Source organism: Acidovorax benzenivorans (assembly GCF_028680575.1).
Taxonomy (GTDB): domain Bacteria; phylum Pseudomonadota; class Gammaproteobacteria; order Burkholderiales; family Burkholderiaceae_C; genus Acidovorax; species Acidovorax benzenivorans.
The window spans coordinates 408150-424539 of the sequence record NZ_JAPCKI010000004.1 but is presented as its reverse complement, the minus strand read 5'-3'; the positions used below and the strand labels follow the sequence as shown (position 1 = coordinate 424539).

Annotated in this window: 16 protein-coding genes; 7 read left to right on the top strand and 9 right to left on the bottom strand. The window is 65.2% G+C overall.

Features of this window, described 5'->3' with window-relative positions; genetic code table 11:
• Positions 1-15: 15 nt before the first annotated feature.
• The 5 genes from OIN59_RS10100 to OIN59_RS10080 form a co-directional block, all read right to left on the bottom strand.
• Positions 16-513, bottom strand: a complete 498-nt coding sequence (locus OIN59_RS10100) for a cupredoxin domain-containing protein (protein WP_274109792.1) — start codon at positions 511-513, stop codon at positions 16-18.
• Positions 514-533: 20 nt separating this feature from the next.
• Positions 534-1916, bottom strand: a complete 1383-nt coding sequence (locus OIN59_RS10095) for a multicopper oxidase family protein (protein WP_274109790.1) — start codon at positions 1914-1916, stop codon at positions 534-536.
• A gap of 1 nt (position 1917) precedes the next feature.
• Positions 1918-3345, bottom strand: coding sequence for a TolC family protein (locus OIN59_RS10090; RefSeq protein WP_274109787.1), 1428 nt, complete (start codon positions 3343-3345; stop codon positions 1918-1920).
• Entirely contained in the window at positions 3342-3788 is a 447-nt protein-coding gene (locus OIN59_RS10085; RefSeq protein ID WP_274109785.1) for a hypothetical protein, read from the bottom strand. Before OIN59_RS10085 ends, OIN59_RS10090 begins: the two co-directional genes overlap by 4 nt.
• Positions 3789-3892: 104 nt before the next feature.
• Positions 3893-4399 (bottom strand): hypothetical protein, encoded by a 507-nt coding sequence (locus OIN59_RS10080; RefSeq protein WP_274109783.1) that lies wholly within the window; start codon positions 4397-4399, stop codon positions 3893-3895.
• A 237-nt stretch (positions 4400-4636) separates the two neighbouring features.
• Here OIN59_RS10080 and OIN59_RS10075 point away from each other — a divergent pair, with 237 nt between their 5' ends.
• Entirely contained in the window at positions 4637-8188 is a 3552-nt protein-coding gene (locus tag OIN59_RS10075; RefSeq protein WP_456057488.1) for an EAL domain-containing protein, read from the top strand.
• On the opposite strand, the gene OIN59_RS10070 is transcribed toward OIN59_RS10075, so the two are convergent.
• Both OIN59_RS10070 and OIN59_RS10065 read right to left on the bottom strand, forming a co-directional pair.
• A complete protein-coding gene (locus OIN59_RS10070; RefSeq protein WP_274109779.1) occupies positions 8185-8823 on the bottom strand; it encodes a YitT family protein in 639 nt (212 codons plus the stop codon). The two genes, OIN59_RS10075 and OIN59_RS10070, sit on opposite strands and share 4 nt — an antisense overlap.
• A gap of 357 nt (positions 8824-9180) precedes the next feature.
• Positions 9181-9843, bottom strand: coding sequence for a cation transporter (locus OIN59_RS10065; protein WP_274109777.1), 663 nt, complete (start codon positions 9841-9843; stop codon positions 9181-9183).
• Positions 9844-9916: 73 nt separating this feature from the next.
• Here OIN59_RS10065 and OIN59_RS10060 point away from each other — a divergent pair, with 73 nt between their 5' ends.
• From OIN59_RS10060 to OIN59_RS10045, 4 genes are all read left to right on the top strand, one after another.
• Positions 9917-10381 carry a Cd(II)/Pb(II)-responsive transcriptional regulator gene (locus tag OIN59_RS10060; protein WP_274109774.1) on the top strand — a complete coding sequence of 155 codons (465 nt, stop codon included), beginning with the start codon at positions 9917-9919 and terminating at the stop codon, positions 10379-10381.
• Positions 10382-10537: 156 nt separating this feature from the next.
• A complete protein-coding gene (locus tag OIN59_RS10055; protein ID WP_274109772.1) occupies positions 10538-11338 on the top strand; it encodes an MlaE family ABC transporter permease in 801 nt (266 codons plus the stop codon).
• A gap of 40 nt (positions 11339-11378) precedes the next feature.
• Complete coding sequence (locus OIN59_RS10050; protein WP_274109770.1) at positions 11379-12404, top strand: MlaD family protein; 1026 nt, start codon at positions 11379-11381, stop codon at positions 12402-12404.
• Complete coding sequence (locus tag OIN59_RS10045; RefSeq protein WP_274109768.1) at positions 12401-13090, top strand: hypothetical protein; 690 nt, start codon at positions 12401-12403, stop codon at positions 13088-13090. The genes OIN59_RS10050 and OIN59_RS10045 overlap by 4 nt, the downstream gene beginning before the upstream one ends.
• Before the next feature lie 137 nt (positions 13091-13227).
• On the opposite strand, the gene OIN59_RS10040 is transcribed toward OIN59_RS10045, so the two are convergent.
• Together OIN59_RS10040 and OIN59_RS10035 are read right to left on the bottom strand one after the other, a co-directional pair.
• On the bottom strand, positions 13228-13605 hold the full coding sequence (locus OIN59_RS10040) for a hypothetical protein (RefSeq protein WP_274109766.1): 378 nt from the start codon (positions 13603-13605) through the stop codon (positions 13228-13230).
• A 146-nt stretch (positions 13606-13751) separates the two neighbouring features.
• Positions 13752-13937 (bottom strand): hypothetical protein, encoded by a 186-nt coding sequence (locus tag OIN59_RS10035; RefSeq protein ID WP_274109764.1) that lies wholly within the window; start codon positions 13935-13937, stop codon positions 13752-13754.
• Between the two features lie 619 nt (positions 13938-14556).
• Between OIN59_RS10035 and OIN59_RS10030 the strand changes: the two genes are divergently transcribed.
• Together OIN59_RS10030 and OIN59_RS10025 are read left to right on the top strand one after the other, a co-directional pair.
• A complete protein-coding gene (locus OIN59_RS10030) occupies positions 14557-15810 on the top strand; it encodes a tyrosine-type recombinase/integrase (protein WP_274109762.1) in 1254 nt (417 codons plus the stop codon).
• Complete coding sequence (locus OIN59_RS10025; RefSeq protein ID WP_274109760.1) at positions 15794-16357, top strand: hypothetical protein; 564 nt, start codon at positions 15794-15796, stop codon at positions 16355-16357. Before OIN59_RS10030 ends, OIN59_RS10025 begins: the two co-directional genes overlap by 17 nt.
• Positions 16358-16390: the final 33 nt, after the last annotated feature.

Sequence of the window (16390 nt, the reverse complement as noted above, 5' to 3'; positions counted from 1 at the left end):
GTGTTTCTCCTGGCGTTATGGGTTGCGGGGCAGCACGGTGATGGTGCCGGTCATGCCTGCCTGGTAGTGACCGGGGATCAGGCAGGCAAAGTCAAAACTCCCGGCGCGGTTGAAGTGCCACACGATGTCGCCGGTCTTGCCTGAGGCCACATGCGCCATATAGGGCTCGTCGTGTTCCATGCCGGGGTGCTTTTTCATCATCTCGGCGTGCTGGCCCAGCTCGGTCTTGGTGCCGATCACGATCTCGTGCAGTACCTTGCCCTTGTTGGCGGCGCGCAGCCGCACGGTGTCGCCCTCGCGCACTTCGATATGGCTGGGGCTGAAGCGCATGTCATCGCCCATGCGAAGGGTGATGGTGCGGCGCACGGCCTTGGCATCGCCCGCGATGCCCCAGTCCTTCTGCTCCTTGACGACGGGGCTGGATGAGGTGGCGTGATGGGAGTTTTCATGGCCAAAAGAGGCGCTAGCGCTTATCCATAAAGCGCAAGCAGCTATAAATTTGATAGTTTTCATGGTGCTGTGGATTTCTGCGTTCAGTGCTGGTGGCCGCCGGTAGCGGGCTTGCGGGCGGTGGCTGCGCCGGGGGCTGTGCCTGGGGTGTCGGTGCGTGCGGGGCGTGGCGTGGTGGCGGGCGCACCTTGCCATTCAAAGGCCCGGGTGCCGGGTGGCTGTTTGAAGTCGCCGGGATCGGCGTAGCTGCCTGCGGGCTGGTCGGCGCGCACCTTGAGCGTGGTGAACATGCCGCCCATCTCCAGCGGGCCAAAGGGCCCGGTGCCGGTCATCATCGGGAAGGTGTTGTCGGGCAGCGGCATCTCCATGGCGCCCATGTCGGCCATGCCACGTTCGCCCATCACCATGTAGTCGGGCACGATCTTCTGGATCTTGCCGACCAGGCCCGCATGCTGAACGCCGATCATGGTGGGCACGTCGTGTCCCATGGCGCCCATGGTGTGGTGGCTCTTGTGGCAGTGCAGCGCCCAGTCGCCGGGCTCGTCGGCGATGAACTCCACCTGCCGCATCTGGCCCACGGCCACGTCGGTGGTCACCTCGGGCCAACGCGCGCTTTTGGGCACGGGGCCGCCGTCGGTGCCGGTCACCTCAAACTCGTGGCCGTGCAAGTGGATGGGGTGGTTGGTCATGGTGAGGTTGCCCACGCGGATGCGCACGCGCTCGCCCTGGCGTGCCACCAGCGGGCTGATGGCGGGGAACACGCGGCTGTTCCAGCACCAGATGTTGTGGTCCAGCATGGTGTTGACCTTGGGGGTCATGCTGCCGGGCTCCACGTCAAAGGCGTTGAGCAGGAAGGCGTAGTCGCGCTGCACCTTGGCAATCTGTGGATGGCTGCCCTTGGGGTGGGTGATCCACAGGCCCATCATGCCCATGGCCATCTGCACCATCTCGTCCGCATGTGGGTGGTACATGAAGGTGCCGGGGCGGCGCGCCACAAACTCGTACACGAAGGTCTTGCCGGGCTGGATGGCGGACTGGGTGAGGCCGCCCACGCCGTCCATGCCGTTGGGCAGGCGCTGGCCGTGCCAGTGGATGGTGGTGTGCTCGGGTAGGCGGTTGGTGACGAAGATGCGCACGCGGTCGCCCTCGACCACCTCGATGGTGGGGCCGGGGCTCTGGCCGTTGTAGCCCCACATGTTGACCAGGAAGCCGGGCGCCACTTCGCGCACCACGGGCTCGGCCACTAGGTGGAATTCCTTGACGCCTGCATTCATGCGCCAGGGGGCGGTCCAGCCATTCAGTGTGACCACGGGGTTGTAGGGGCGGCCGGTGGGCGGGTGCAGTGGCGGCGCGGTGTCGGCACTGGTCTGCATGGCGGGCTCGGGCAGCGCGGCCAGAGCCACGCGGCTGACGGAGGCTGCGGCCACGGCCGTGGCGGCGCCGGAGAAGAAATTGCGGCGGTTCATGTCAATGGCCTTGTGGGGTGGTGGAGGCTGCGGCGCCGGGGGTGAGGCCCTGCAGGGCGCCCGGCGATGTGCCAGTCAGCGCAAGTTGCAGGTCCGTCTCGGCCAACCAGAAGTCGCGTTGCGCTTCGATGGCGTTGGCCACGGCCTGGGTGCTGTTGCGCGCTTCGGCCAGCATGTCCCACACGCTGGCCAGCATGCCGTTGTAGCGCAGGGTGGTTTCGTCGCTGATGAGCTGGCGCAGGGGCACCACCTCGGCCTGCTGCTGGCGCGCCAGGTCGAGTGCGGTGCGGTAGGTGAGCCAGGCGCTGCGCACTTCGCTGCGGGCGCGCACGGCGGTGTCTTGCAACTGGGCGGCGCTTTGTTCTACCTCGGCCTGGGCGCGGGTGCGGGCGGCGCCGCCCCAGTCGAACAAGGGCAGGGGCAGCTCGATCTCCCAGCCGCGCTTCACGTCGCTGCTGCCGGTGTCGCGCTCGGTGGTGGTGTTGCGGCTGTACGCCAGGCCGATGTCGCCAAACACCGCGCCTGCACGGCTCCAGCCCTGGCGCACGGCCTGGGTGTCGAGCTGGCGGCGGGCGGCTTGCACATCCAGCCGCTCGCGCAGTGCCGTGGTTTCGATGCCGTCGGCGGGCAAGGCTGTGGTGGGCAGGGGCGGCAGCTGCTTGGCCAAATGGTATTGCGCTTGCAGCCCCCACACGCCCATGCGGCGGTTGAGCTGCTCGCGTTCAGTGGCTGCGGCCAGGCGGGCAAGGGCGCGCTGGCGGGTGGTCTCTTGCAGCACGGCCTGCTCACGGGCTTGCTGCAGGCGGCTCCAGTTGCCCACCTGCACCATGCGGCGCGCCAGCTCGGCCCCGGCCTCGGCGGCTTCGACCATGCGGTCATGCGTGGCCGCCACTTGCTCGGCGGCCACGGCACGCAGCCAGGCGCGGCGGGTGTCGGCGGCAAGCGTCACCACGTCCTGCGCGGCTTGCTGCGTGGCGATCTGCAGGCGCTCGGCCTGCCGCTCGGTGCGCCAGGGCAGGGTGATGAGGTCGATCAGGCTGAAGGCCAGCGTGCGTTCGATTTCGCGCTCGTGGCTGTTGGTGAACCGTCCCAGCGCAAGATGCGGGTTGGGCAGGGTGATGGCCTGCACACGCTCGGCATCGGCCACGCCCAGTGCGGCCAGCCGGGCTTGCAGGCCGGGGTTGTTGAGCAGGGCAATGCGCACGGCAGCGTCTTGTGTCAAGGGCTGTGCCAGCCAGCCTTCGATGGACTGCTGGGCTTGTGCGCGGGCGCTGGGGTCCATGGCGGGCAGGGCCGCCTGTGGCGCGCTGGCGGTACGGCCTGCCGTGAGTGCAGCCACGTCGCCGCGCAGGCCGTCGGGCGACACGCTGGCGCAGCCCGCCAGCAGGGCGGCAGCGGCCAGCAGGGAGAGGCGGTGTGCGCTGGTCATTGCTTGCCTTTCTGCATGGGGTGGTGGGGAGGCGGAGCACTGCCATGGCCCCCGTGGGGCATCCCATGGGACATGCCGTGGTGCATTTCATGGCGGTGAGGCGACATTGGGGCCGCCGTGGAGGCTGTGGGCGCGGGGGAGGGGGCAACGCCGCCCTGCGCCTCCCACGCCACGATGTCTGCATGGCCGCGCGGGAACGCGCCCACGGCTTCATGCGCCTGGCGCCAGGCTTGGGGTGTGGGCGGGGCGTCCACCAGCGGGGGCTGCGGCGGCATGGCCGTGTACGTCAGGGGGGCGGTGGGCGCATCGGCGCGGGCGGCGTCGAGGGCGGATGGGCTCTGGGCTTGCGCCAGCAAGGGGGATAACAGGGCAAGGCATGCCAGTCGCATCGGCCACAACGGCCAGGGCGACTGCAAGGAGAGAGAAACGGCAGGGGCGCGCATGGCGATCTCCAGACAACGAACGAAAAAACATGGCGCTGCCGCCCAAAGGGCCCCACTGCTCGGGGGCATTCAGGCCGTGGCAGACGCACTTCGGGCGTCGGGGATCAGGCGATGGGTGGTTTGATGGCCAGCGCTGCTGGGGCACTGTCAAACTGCGCGGCGGCCAGGGGCAGCAGGGCCCCAGTCGGCAGAGGGGAGGGGGTCAGCGATGCGGGCAGACCCAGCATGGCCGAATGGCAGATTTCGCAGGCCGAGCAGCTAGCGCTGTGGTGGTCGTGCGTGTCGCAGCCTTCGCTCTGGTCCTGGCAGGCAGCAAAGTAGATGCCGGTGTGGTCGATGGCGGGTTCAACCGCAGGGTCACCATGGTGGCCATCATGGCCGCGATCCGTACCGACTGGCATGCCCCCAGCCTGCGCATGGGCTGCGGGCTGGTCGTCTTGGTGGTCCTGGTCCTGGTGGGCCATGCCCTCTGGCTGGGGCACATGGGCCACAGTGTGCTGCGTGGGGCCTGCTGGCAGCAGCGGCGCCACGATGCCCGCCGCCATGGCAGTGCCCGTCAGGCCCCGAAGGACCAGCACCACCATCAGCAGGAAGAAAAAGCCGCGACGCATCCCAACATGATACGGCGGGCGGACAAAAGGTTCCGCCCGTGCGCGCTCTCTGGTGCCTTATTCCGGCACGCACGGCGGGCAAACCCGCGCAAATCTTGCATGCCTTTTGGGAGCATGGGCAGTAACATGTGACAAAACATGTCTGCCGCTGGCTGGGTGGCTGGTGGTGGTTGTGTGCACACGCCTTCTTTCTTTCTCTCGAACAGAAAGGTCGGTATGCCCTCATGGGTCGCTGGAATGTGGAGCACTTTGTCCGCGCGGATCCGCTGGCTGGTGCTGTGGGCCACGCTGCCAGCGGTGCTGCTGGTGGTGTACCAGGCACGGGCCCACCGCATGGATGCGATTGCCGCGGCAGAAGAGCGCGCGCTGCAGACCCTGCAGTCGGTGGCCGGCACCCAGCAACGCCTGATCCAGAACACCCGCCAGTTTCTGCAGCAACTCGCGGCCATGCCGCAAGTGCACGACCCTGCAGCGCCCCAGTGCGGGCGCTACTTGGCCGAGGTGCTGTCGCTCAACACCACCTACGTCAACATTGGCGTGCCGCGTGCGGATGGCGAGCTGCTGTGCAATGCGCGTCCGCTCAAGGCTCCTGTCAACGTGGCCAACCGCCCTTATTTTCAGCAGGCGATTGCGGGGCGGGACTTTGCTGTGGGCAGCTTTCAGGTTGACCGTGCCGCCCAGGTGGCCAGCGTCAACTTTGCCTATCCGGTGGTTCCCCCTGGCACGCAGGATGTGGTGGCGGCCGCCGTGGCGGTGGTGTCGCTGGAGTGGTGGAGCCTGCGCCTCACCGACCTGGGGCTGCCTGAAGGCGCGGTGGCCCGGGTGTCCGACCCCGACGGCCGCGTGCTGGCACGCTACCCGCCCGATGCCAGCGAACTGGGGGCTCCGTTTGCCGATGCCGAGTTCCGCGCCCTGGTGCTTCAAACACCCCAGGGGCAGCGCCAGCGCTACCGCCCCGATGGCGCACCCGAACTGGTGGTGTTCCAGCCCCTGATCGAGTCGGGCGGCAAACCGGTGGCCACCATGAGCCTGGCCGTGCCGCTCGACAACCTGTACGCCGCCGCCAACAGCCGCATGTGGACCGAGATGGCGTTTTTGCTGGCGGGCCTGGTGCTGTCATTTGCCGTGGCGCAGGTGGGTGTGCGGCGCGGCGTGATGCGGCCCCTGCGGCGCCTGCTGCACGCCACGGACGAGCTGGCCGAGGGGCGCTATGTGTCGCGCGCGCCTGCCACGGGCCTGCAGGAGCTGACCGAGCTGGGCCGCCGGTTTGACCGCATGGCCCTGACGCGACAGAACGCCGAGGCCGAACTGCGCCAGAGCGAAGAAAACCTGGCCATCACGCTGCACTCCATCGGCGATGGCGTGATCGCCACCGACGCGCAGGGCCGCATCACCCGCATGAACGCGGTGGCCGAGCGCCTGACGGGCTGGCCGCTGGCACAGGCCTTGGGCCAGCCTCTGCCAGAGGTGTTCCGCATCATCAACACCAGCACCCGCGAGCCACAGGTGGACCCGGTGCAACAGGTGATGGACAAGGGCCAGGTGGTGGCGTTGAGCAACCACACCACCTTGCTGGCGAGACATGGGGCCGAATACCAGATCGCCGACAGTGCAGCGCCCATTCGCAACCCCCAGGGGCAGATCGTAGGGGTGGTGCTGGTGTTCAGCGACGTGAGCGAGTCCTACCGCGTGCGCCGCAAGCTGGAGGACAACGAGGCGCGCTTTCGCACCCTGACCGCGTTGTCGTCCGACTGGTACTGGGAGCAGGACGCGCAGTTCCGCCTGACCCATGTGGAAGGCCGGGCCGACGACCGGCTGGTGCAGGAGGCCGCGCTGCACATGGGCAAGACGCGTTGGGAGCTGGCTGCGCCGGGCATGAGCGATGCGCTGTGGGAGGAGCACCGCGCGCTGCTGGAGCGCCACCAGGAGTTTCGCGACTTCGAGTTCGAGCGCCATGACTTGCAGGGGCGCTCGTATTGGGTGTCCATCAGCGGCACGCCGGTGTTTGATGACGAGGGGGTGTTTTGTGGCTACCGGGGTGTGGGCAAGGACATCTCGGCCCGCAAGCGCGACGAGAACGAGCTGCGTATCGCCGCCATTGCGTTTGAATCGCAAGAGGGCATGATCGTGTCCGACGCGGACACCCTCATCCTGCGCACCAACCGGGCGTTCAGCCGCATCACCGGCTATGGCGCCGGCGAGGTGGTGGGCCGCCGCACCAGCCTGCTGGCCTCGGGCCACCATGACAAGGCGTTTTTTGATGCCATGTGGGCCAGCCTGGCCAGCACGGGCGAGTGGAAGGGCGAGCTGTGGAACCGCTGCAAGAGCGGCGAGGTGAGCCTGCACTTCATGGCCATCTCCGCAGTGACGGACCAGCATGGGGTGCTGACGCACTATGTGGCCACACTCAGCGACATCACCCAGCGCGCGGCGGCAGCGCGCGAGATCGAGCACCTGGCGTTCTACGACCCGCTCACCCACCTGCCCAACCGCCGCCTGATGATGGACCGGCTGCAACAAGCCTTTGCCACCAGCGCGCGCGCAGGCCAGCAAGGGGCCCTGCTGTGCCTGGACCTGGACCACTTCAAGACCCTGAACGACACCTTGGGCCACGACATGGGTGACGTGCTGCTGCAGCAGGTGGCCCAGCGGCTGACGGCCTGCGTGCGTGAAGGCGACACGGTGGCGCGCCTGGGGGGCGACGAGTTTCTTGTGCTGCTGGAAGACCTGGGTGCGCTGGCCACCGACGCTGCCGAACAGGCGCAGACGGTGGGCGAGAAGATTCTGGCCGCGCTCAACCAGCCCTACCAGCTGGCATCGCACCATGTACACAGCACCACCAGCGTGGGTGCGGTGTTGTTCAGCGGCCAAAGCCAGACGGTGGAAGACGTGGTCAAACACGCCGACCTGGCCATGTATGCAGCCAAGACGGCAGGGCGCAACGGCATCCGCTTTTTTGACCCCCGCATGCAGGCCGCCGTCACCGCCCGCGCCGCGCTGGAGAACGACCTGCGTGCTGCACTCGACCAAGGCCAGTTCACGTTGCACTACCAGGTGCAGGTGGGTTGCGGCACCCACGTGGTGGGGGCCGAGGCGCTGATCCGCTGGAAGCACCCGGCGCGCGGCATGGTGCCTCCGTTTGAGTTCATCCCGTTGGCCGAAGAGACCGGGTTGATCCTGCCCATCGGCTTGTGGGTGTTGCAAACCGCCTGCGCACAACTGCGCCGGTGGCAGGACCACCCCGCTACTGCGGACCTGCAACTGGCCGTCAACGTGAGCGCGCGCCAGTTCCGCCAGGCCGACTTCATGGAGCAGGTGGTGGCCGTGTTGCGGCAGACCGGCGCGCGACCCGACCGACTGAAGCTGGAGCTGACCGAGAGCCTGGCACTGGACAACGTGGACGACACCATCGCCAAGATGAATGCGCTGCGCGCGCTGGGCCTGCGCTTTTCGATGGACGACTTTGGCACTGGGCAGTCATCGCTGTCGTATCTGACACGGTTGCCGCTCGACCAGCTCAAGATCGACCAGAGCTTTGTGCGCAACATTGGCATTCAGCACACCGACGCGCTCATCGTGCAGACCATCATCGGCATGGCGCAGAGCCTGGGCATCGACGTGATTGCCGAGGGGGTAGAGACCGAAGCGCAGCGCGCGTTTCTGGAGCGCCACGGCTGCACGCTGTGGCAGGGCTACCTGTTCAGCCGCCCAGTGCCCATCGAGGCGTTGGAGCAGCGCCTGCACAGTGGGCTGGGCTGGCAGGTGGTAGCTGGGACTACATCGCCCTAAACCGCCATGTAGCGGCCTGGCCGGTGGTTCATGGCCAGCACCAGGTTCAGCGCCACGGCGCCAGCAATGGACCACGCCACGCGCAGGGGATCCACCGTCCACAGCGCCAGCAGCACGATGCAGCAGTCCACGGCCATCTGCACCTTGCCCGCACGCCAGCCGTAACGGTCTTGCAGGTACAGCGCGGCAATGCCCACGCCGCCCAGGCTGCAGCGGTGGCGGAACAGCACCAGAAACCCAGTGCCGGTGATCAGCCCACCCGCAATGGCCGCATACAGCGGCTGCAGTTGTGCAAACTGTAGGAACTGCGACTGCAGCTCGGTCAGCAGCGACAGCAACAGCACAGCGATGAAGGTCTTGACGGTGAAGGCCCGCCCCAGCTTGCGCAGTGCAAGCCAGTAAAACGGCAGGTTGAGCACAAAGAAAATCTTGCCAAAGCCGATGCCCGTGGCGTAATGCAACAAGAACGCCAGCCCGGCCGTGCCGCCCGTGAGCAGCCCGGCGCTGGTGAAAAACGCCACCCCCACCGAGATCAGCAACACCCCGGTAAAGATCGCCACGGCGTCTTCTGTCAGGCTGTGGGGCACGGCCAGGGGGGCAGGCGCTGCGGGGGCGGTAGGGGACTGGGATGACATGGGCAAAGTGCAGGGAGGTGAAGGCTGTGCGCGGCGCCCCCTGGGCAAACGGACACGCGCAAGCGGCAGATTGGACCACGCAGGCCCCATGCCCGGCTTGCTGTGCGTCAAGTTGCCGACGGCCTGCTGCAGCGCGTTGGTATGCAAATACTCCTGAATTGATAGCTGCTTGCGCTTATGGATAAAGCGCTATTGCCAGTTTTGGTCATATTTTTGGTGCAGACGGGCTCGCAGCGTCACAGCGCACTCACCCGGCCCTGGCGTCGCGCAGGTCGGGCAACTGTTGTGCGTAACGCAGTATGTCCGTGTGCGACCGCCAATGCAAAGGCGGGGCAGGCGCACGCGCATGCACGTCGTTCAATGCCCGTGCGCTGTGGGCGCGGCTGCGGTGCCGGCCAGCTCCTGCTGCGCATGGCGGATCACGCTCCAGCCGCCGCTGATGGCCAGGCCCGCCATGATGGCGGCCACCGCCAGATCGGGCCAGGCGGTGCCTGTGCCCAACACGCCGAGGGCTGCCCCCATCACCGCCAGATTGCCCAGGGCATCGTTGCGGGTGCACAGCCACACGCCGCGCATGTTGGCGTCGCCCTCCCGGTAGGCATAGAGCAGGGCGGCCACGCCCAGGTTGGCCGCCAGCGCCAGCAGGCCCACGCTGCCCATGGTGATCGGCTCTGGCGGGATGCCTTGCCACGCGCCCCAGGCCACGCGCCCGATCACGAACACACCAAACGCCAGCATGCTGGCCCCTTTGACCAGGGCGGCGCGTGCGCGCCAGGTGAGGGCCATGGCCAGCACCCACAGCGACAGGCCGTAGTTGGCGGCATCACCCAGAAAATCGATGGCATCGGCCAGCAGCGATGCAGAGCCCGACCGGGTGCCTGCGCCAAGTTCCACCACAAACATGGCGGCGTTGACGATGAGCGCTGCCCACAGAATGCGGCGGTAGCGTGGGTCTGCGGTGGCTGTGGCGGTGGCGTCGTTGTCGGAGGCGCAGTGGTCGTGGTGGCAATGGGCAGACATCGTTATTTCTCCTGGTGTTTTTTGAAAGCGATGGCATCATTGGATACCTTGAAGTCACTTGAAGGTCAAGCCCATGGATCACCACGCCGCACAGTTCCGCATTGGCGAGGCCGCCCAGCAGTCCGGGGTGTCGCCCGCCAACATCCGCTATTACGAGAAAGAAGGGCTGCTGCCGCCCGGTGTGCGCGGCGAAAACAGCTACCGTTTGTACAACAGTGCCGATGTGCACCAGCTGCGCTTCATCCGCTTGTGCCGCGCCATGGACATGTCGCTGGACGAGGTCAGAACCCTGCTGGCTCTGGACTGGGACAACAAGACGGACTGCCATGCCGCCTGCGACACGCTGGATGAGCACTTGCTGCACGTGCGTACCCGTCTGGCCGAGCTGCAAGCGCTGGAGGCCGACCTGCAGGCGCTGCGCAGCCGCTGCGACGGGTCGGATGCCACCTGCCACATCATCGAAGCGCTGCATGCGCGTGCCGACGCGCAGCCCGTAGGCTTGGTCGCCACTGCCAGCCTGGGCAAGCGGCATGTGTGAGCAGTTGTTGTGCGATGTGGCTGTGCGCGATTATTTGCTATCTAATTGATAGCTGCTTGGGCATATGTTTGTAGCGCTACCGCCCGAAAATGGCCCAAATAGCTCCAGAAACTCGCCATGGGCTGCCCTGGTGCATGCCCCCGCTATGATCCGCCCATGATCTCGCGCCTTCCCGGCCTCACCCTGCCCGAACGTGTGTGGAACACGGCGCGGCGCTGGGCGGTGGCCTGGTGGCGCATCCTGTACCTGGGCGCGGTGGTGCTGGTGCTGGTGTTGTCGCCGTCCAGCTACGGCAAGGGCACCCGCCGCGCGCTGGCCCGGCACCTGTATCTGGACACCGCGCCGGTGCTGCTGGGCTTCACGGTGCTGGCGGCGCTCATCAGCCTGGTGCTCACGCGCATTGTGGTGGTCACGGCGCTGAGCTACGGGCTGTCGCGCTATGCGCTGGAGATGGTGATCCGCGTGCTGGTGCTGGAGCTCATCCCGCTCACAGCCGCCTTGTTTGTGGCCATGCGCTGCACCATTCCCAACGGCTCGCAACTGGCGCACCTGCGGCTTACGGGCCGGTTCGAGGCGCTGCGCCGCCAGGGCTCCGACCCGGTGCGCATCGAACTGCTGCCCCGCGTGATTGCCGGGGTGTTTGCCTGCGTCACGCTGGCTGCGCTCAGTTGCGTGGTGGCGCTGGTGCTGGCGTACCTGGGGGTGTACGGCTTCAACATGGCGGGGCTGCCGAGCTACACGCGCATGTTCGGCCAGGTGTTTTCGCCCAGCGTGACCATGGTGTTTGTGCTCAAGACCTTATTCTTCAGCTTGGCCGTGGCGCTGATCCCCATGGCTGCCGGGCTGTATGACAGCGGCGAACGCACCCAGCCCGACTCGGAACTGGGCGGCCTGGCCCGCATGTTTGCGGTGCTGCTGCTGATCGAGGTGGCCTCGCTCATGGGCAACTACTACTGACGGCCCGCGCCGGTCGAACCCACCCGCATAAACCCACGACATGAACGACCATCCTCCTCCCCCATCGCATGGCCCCGCCGCGCCCCCCGCCGGGGTCGACGCGCCTCCGGTCGAGACCCTGCGCCCGGTGGCCTATCTGGAACTCAAGGCTGCCGCGCTGCTGTTGTTCACGCTGGCCCTCATCGTGGGCTCGGGCCTGTACCTGCTGTATGCGCGGGGCGCGTTTGAGTCCACGCAAACGCTGGTGCTGACGGCCGACGACTCCGAAGGCGTGGTGGTGGGCATGGACATGACGTTCTCGGGCTTTCCCATCGGCCGCGTGCGGCGCATTGAGCTGGCCGAATCGGGCAATGCCCGCATCCTGGTGGATGTGCCGCGCAAGGACGCGCACTGGCTGCGCGAGTCCAGCGTGTTTACGCTGGTACGCGGCCTGGTGGGGGGCACCAACATCCGGGCCTACTCTGGCATCCTCACCGACCCTGCGCTGCCTGATGGTGCCGTGCGGCCGGTGTTGCGCGGCGATGCGACGGCGGAGATCCCGCAGCTCATGGCCACGGCGCGCGAGCTGCTCACCAACCTGAACGCCCTGACATCGCCAGATGCCGCGCTGGGCAACACCCTGACCAACGTCAAGGCCCTCACCGAGCGTCTCAACGGCCCCGGCGGCGCGCTGGGCGTGTTGATGGGTAACGAAGCCGACGCGAAGAAGATTGTGGCCACCCTGGAGCGCACCAACGCGCTGCTGGCGCGGCTGGACGGCATGGCCGCTCGCGCTGACAAACAGGTGTTTGGCAGCGAGGGCAACAAGGATGCGTTGGTGCCCGAAGTCCGCGCTACCGTGGCCCAACTCAATGGCTTGCTGGCCGATACCCGCACCAGCCTCAAGAAGGTGGACGCGGTGCTGGTGGAGGCCCAGGCCATCGGCGCCAATGCACGCGAAGCCACCACGGACCTGGGTGCGCTGCGCGCCGAGGTGGAAAGCAACCTGCGCAAGGTGGAAAGCCTGGTCAACGAGATCAACCGCAAATGGCCCTTTGCACGTGATACGGAGCTGAAGCTGCCATGAACCCATCTGCTCCATTTCGCTCGCGGTTTGTGTTGCGGCTCTTGTCAATCGGCTGTGCCTGCGTGTTGGCTGCATGCTCCAGCCATCCCTCGGTGCCTGACTGGCAGATGAACGCCCAGGGCGCGTCCCAGAAGGCCATCGAGGCCTACCTGTCAGGCAATGCGCGCGTGGAGAAGCTCGAATGGGACCGGGCCCGCGCCGAAGTCGCCCGCACGGGTCGCCCTGATCTGCTGGCGCGCCTGGAGCTGATGCGCTGCGCCGCCCAGGTGGCCAGTCTGGTCACCGAACCGTGCGAGCGCTTTGAGGCGTTGCGTGCCGACGCCGCCGCGCCCGAGCAGGCCTACGCCGACTATCTGGCGGGCCGTGCCCAAACCGCCCAGGTGACGCTGCTGCCCCCGGCGCAGCGTGCAGTGGCAACGTCAGGGGATGCAGCCAGCCTGGCAGGCATCACCGACCCACTCTCGCGCTTGGTGGCGGCGGGCGTGCTGTTGCAGACGGGGCGCGCCAGCCCCACAGTCATCGCCACAGCCACCGATACCGCATCGGCACAAGGTTGGCGCAGGCCACTGATGGCGTGGTTGCTGCTGCAGGTGCAACGGGCAGAAGCTGCCGGGGACACCGCTGCAGCCAGTGCGCTGCGCCGCCGTGTGGGGGTGGTGGAGCAGTCGGGGGCTCTGCCTCGCTAGTGCGCAACACCACACCAAGGAGGGGGCGGGGAGCTGAGCGGCGGCGAGCGCAATAGGTCGCTCAGGCTGGTTCGGCCACCGCGTCTGCGGTCATTTCAGCGCCGCAGGCGTGCTCTTTGCCGCCGCTTGTGGCTTCATCAGCGCAGGCGCGCTTGCAACTGGGTCTCGATGTCGTCACGCTCCATGGCGAATTGCTGGGGGCTGATTTCGTTGGACTCCAGCTTGCGTGCTACGGACAGCAGCAGCACGGTGTTTTCGAGTCGGGTGTCCTGTTGCAACGAGGGCGGCAGGGCGGTCAGGCGGTCGAAGCTTTGCTTGTACAGCTCGCTCCAGCTCATGGCGCCTGCCTGGGCCTGGGCCCTGGCACCGTCGTACCAGCGCGAGAACTCATCCAGGGCGTTGTCACGGGGGCTGGAGCAGCCCACCACGGTGGCTAGCAATACCATCGAACCCCAGGACTTGGGGTGAAAAATCCAGAAGAAACGGTTTGCAGAGATGCGAAAACGTGTGGTCACGATCGTCCTCCATTCCAGAATGCCACCGAAAAACCCGGTGTGCAGCGTCGAATGGTACTCTGATGCTATGCTTTTTGCTAATGTGTTGCTGTTTGGCCCTGCACGCGCTGCAGCGCATCACCCATCAATTTGGCGCACATCACTGCTCAGCGGTCCAGAAAGCTGGAAGACAAAATCTGATCCAGCCCCGTGAGCCCGTGCGACATCGAATCCACAGACTGCACGGCCACGTCCGGCATCAATGACGACACCGCTGCCAGCACTGCCAGCACCACGGTCCCGATGAACGCTATCAACGCGCGCGCTCCCGGCGGTAAGGAATGGCGTTTCATGGTGAAGTCCTTTTCAGCAAAAAGGGTGAGGGGTCGCAATGACCTCCCAGCGCAACCTCAATGGCTACTGGCTAGGATTTCAACAAAGTGCCGCAGTTCCGTGTGTAAGACAAGTGCCATACCAGGGCTCCATGGGCAACTGTTACGGCCTGTTGCCTTTACAAACCTGCCGGAAACCTTCGTGGCGCCGCGCTCCGGTGAGGGGAGCTTTTGCGCCCTGGCTGCTTGTATGGGCACGAGCCCACGCGGCGCATCCGAAGCATCCACTCATCCTGAGTGCACTCCAATGCGATCCCCGAAAAGACATTGAATAGATTCTTAGGGAGAGTTCATCGACGACACACCGAGCAGAGCGCCCAGTCGGCGATGTTCAGCGCGCAGCCGTGGCGCACTGACGTACAAAAAGCAGCCAAACAACAAAAAACCCAGGTGACCGAAATCACCTGGGTTGATATGTGGCGGAGAGGGCGTCTGTATGGAAAAACCGCCAAAGAACCTCAAGAACTACTAGAGTGGCTCAGAAGCCAAGTGTTTACGCCATTCCGGCGTCTTTCTACAACCTCATTTCGACTCAAAGAGATTGTTTGAGCAAAAAATAAAATGGGGGTAAGATTGTACGGTGACCAAGCAAAAATTGCTAACCGACCCCGCTGTAAGAGCCAAAGATAAGCCGCCCGGCTACTACTTGGATGGCCACGGACTTTACCTACAAGTTAGCGCCTCTGGATCGCGGTCGTGGATATTTCGCTACACCCTGAACAAGAAGACCAGAGAGATGGGAATGGGCTCTCTGGATGATTTCAGTTTGGCGGAGGCGAGAGAGCGCACACGCCGGTACAGGCAAATCCTTGCTGACGGTCACGACCCTATCGAGTACCGCCGGGAAGAAAAAGCAAAGCTTCAGACGTCCCAACTGGAGGCCAAACGCAGGGGCATCACCTTCTCCGATTGCGCGAAGGAGTACCACGAAACCAACAAGGACGACTGGAAAAACGCCAAGCATGCCGCGCAGTGGATCAACACCTTGTCCACGTATGCCTTTCCTAAGTTCGGCGACCTGCCGGTGGGCGAGGTGACAAGAGAGCACATGCGCGCGGCTCTGCTGCCCATCTGGAAAGAAAAGGCGGAAACAGCGTCACGGGTTCTCCAGCGCATTCGTACCGTCATCAACCATGGTGCGGCCATGGGGTACTGCGATGGCCTCGATAGCGAAGCCTGGGACCAACTCAAGAAATCTCTTCCAAAAAACTCGAAGCAGCGGGTGGTAGAGCACCACGCGGCCTGTCCGTACTCCGAAGTAGGAGCGCTACTCCTAGCAGTGTCTCGCAGCACTTCTGGGGACGTGGTGAAGCTGGCGTTTGCTTTCATCGTCCTCACAGCCGCAAGATCGGGGGAGGTGCGGAATGCAGTCTGGGAGGAAATCGACATGGATGCACGCTGCTGGACCATCCCGAAAGAACGGATGAAAGCAGGCCGCGAGCACACGGTTCCACTGTCAGATGCAGCAGTGCGCGTCCTTCAAGCGGCCGCGAAGCTCAGAAAGTCCGATACGCCTCATTCCGGCTTGATCTTCAGGAACCTCCAAGGTCACGCGCTGAGCGACATGACTTTCACGCAGTTGCTGCGGCGGATGGGGTACGACTTCACCATGCATGGGTTCCGCGCGAGCTTCCGGACCTGGGGTGCGGAAATTGCGCATTACGAGCACGAAATGCTTGAAGTCGCCCTTTCCCACGTGGTCGGAGACGCATACGTCCGGGCCTATCACCGATCCGACATGGTCGAAAAACGGCGCAAGCTGATGGACGAGTGGGCAGCATACCTGGCACAAACCGCCGACGCAGGCGAGACCACGAATGAAGAGAAAGCCTAAGCCTCCTTTTGATCGGCAAGAGTTCCGGCGTAGGGCCGAGTCGGCAGACAGCGCCCTCGCAGAACGCACCTTCGTTGTTCCAACCGATTTTTCTGACTATCTCGTTCGCTTTCGTACGATAGCCATCGCTCGACCAACAATCTTGAAGCTTCTGGAAAACGAGGGCGCCGCAAACGAGTTGTGGAGCCTCTGTGACACCGGAGAGATTGAAGACCTCCTGGCTCATCTGCGACAACATCCTCCGTCAGCAGAACTCATTGCAATGGTGATGCTCACCGGAAAATCGAAGCTTCAGCATCACAGTCAGACTAGCAAAGGTGGCAAGGTAAAAGCGAGTGGGTACGGCCCTCTCAAAGCTCAGGTTCAACAAGCTTGGCATAGGGACACCAGCAAGAGGTCGGCATCCGCGTTCGCGGATCAGTGGCTGGACAAGAAGACCGCTGAGAACGTGGTGCTTGAACGCGAGGGGAAGCCCACCGAGAAGCTACCCGAAGCGGGGACGGTACGAAAGTGGCTGGCAGGCCTCGGAAAAGAAACCAGCAAATAGTTGGCATTCAGCTAAGCAGAGCACTTTCCGTAT

Bases quoted from the DNA above. Each gene is read 5' to 3' on its own strand.
- OIN59_RS10100 (WP_274109792.1), bottom strand. From the start codon at position 513: ATGAAAACTATCAAATTTATAGCTGCTTGCGCTTTATGGATAAGCGCT.
- OIN59_RS10095 (WP_274109790.1), bottom strand. From the start codon at position 1,916: ATGAACCGCCGCAATTTCTTCTCCGGCGCCGCCACGGCCGTGGCCGCA.
- OIN59_RS10090 (WP_274109787.1), bottom strand. From the start codon at position 3,345: ATGACCAGCGCACACCGCCTCTCCCTGCTGGCCGCTGCCGCCCTGCTG.
- OIN59_RS10085 (WP_274109785.1), bottom strand. From the start codon at position 3,788: ATGCGCGCCCCTGCCGTTTCTCTCTCCTTGCAGTCGCCCTGGCCGTTG.
- OIN59_RS10080 (WP_274109783.1), bottom strand. From the start codon at position 4,399: ATGCGTCGCGGCTTTTTCTTCCTGCTGATGGTGGTGCTGGTCCTTCGG.
- OIN59_RS10075 (WP_456057488.1), top strand. From the start codon at position 4,637: ATGTGGAGCACTTTGTCCGCGCGGATCCGCTGGCTGGTGCTGTGGGCC.
- OIN59_RS10070 (WP_274109779.1), bottom strand. From the start codon at position 8,823: ATGTCATCCCAGTCCCCTACCGCCCCCGCAGCGCCTGCCCCCCTGGCC.
- OIN59_RS10065 (WP_274109777.1), bottom strand. From the start codon at position 9,843: ATGTCTGCCCATTGCCACCACGACCACTGCGCCTCCGACAACGACGCC.
- OIN59_RS10060 (WP_274109774.1), top strand. From the start codon at position 9,917: ATGGATCACCACGCCGCACAGTTCCGCATTGGCGAGGCCGCCCAGCAG.
- OIN59_RS10055 (WP_274109772.1), top strand. From the start codon at position 10,538: ATGATCTCGCGCCTTCCCGGCCTCACCCTGCCCGAACGTGTGTGGAAC.
- OIN59_RS10050 (WP_274109770.1), top strand. From the start codon at position 11,379: ATGAACGACCATCCTCCTCCCCCATCGCATGGCCCCGCCGCGCCCCCC.
- OIN59_RS10045 (WP_274109768.1), top strand. From the start codon at position 12,401: ATGAACCCATCTGCTCCATTTCGCTCGCGGTTTGTGTTGCGGCTCTTG.
- OIN59_RS10035 (WP_274109764.1), bottom strand. From the start codon at position 13,937: ATGAAACGCCATTCCTTACCGCCGGGAGCGCGCGCGTTGATAGCGTTC.
- OIN59_RS10025 (WP_274109760.1), top strand. From the start codon at position 15,794: ATGAAGAGAAAGCCTAAGCCTCCTTTTGATCGGCAAGAGTTCCGGCGT.